Raw genomic sequence first — 552 nt, forward strand, 5'->3', positions numbered from 1 at the left:
GCGGTGCTCGCCAGCCAACGCTCGGTGCTATTTTCTGTGACGGGGGCGTCAGCCGCAGCGCTCAGGCTGTCAGCCAGCAATCGGTCAGATGTGGAATGCGGCACGTCAATTTCGTCGCCGGCCCCCAGTTTCGCAAACGGTTTATGGAATGCCCGCTGCTGGTTGAGTTTTTTTAACTCCGTGACGGTCAAACCGTGACGCTTTGCCACGCTTTTAACGCTTTCACCCGCACTCAATCGATAAGGTCGGGTTTGCCCGGTATGTGTCTGAGTTTCCCGAACGTGGTGTTCACTGTTGGCGGTTGCCACCGCAGGGGTAATCGCCGCCGCAACGGGAAAGGCCACTTGCGCAAAGATATTCGCCCATGCCACCCATTTTAGATGGTGGAGCTTTTTTTCTTTCCACTGCCTGCTTTGTTTCTTTAGCATGTTTATCTACCTTCAGAATCAACATTATCTTCACCAAAATTAAAAAAATTCTGGTGCCATTGACTCATCCCAGAGTGTGTTTCTCCTCTTATGTGAAGTTAACAATTAGTACCCAACTGTTAAC

General features: G+C 50.7%; 1 pseudogene. It reads right to left on the minus strand.

Annotated features, from left to right (window positions below):
- Positions 1-428, minus strand: a pseudogene (locus FE392_RS19805) (hypothetical protein); the annotation flags it as partial.
- Positions 429-552: the final 124 nt, after the last annotated feature.

Origin of the sequence: Xenorhabdus santafensis, from assembly GCF_033949405.1 — a bacterium.
GTDB lineage: Bacteria > Pseudomonadota > Gammaproteobacteria > Enterobacterales > Enterobacteriaceae > Xenorhabdus > Xenorhabdus santafensis.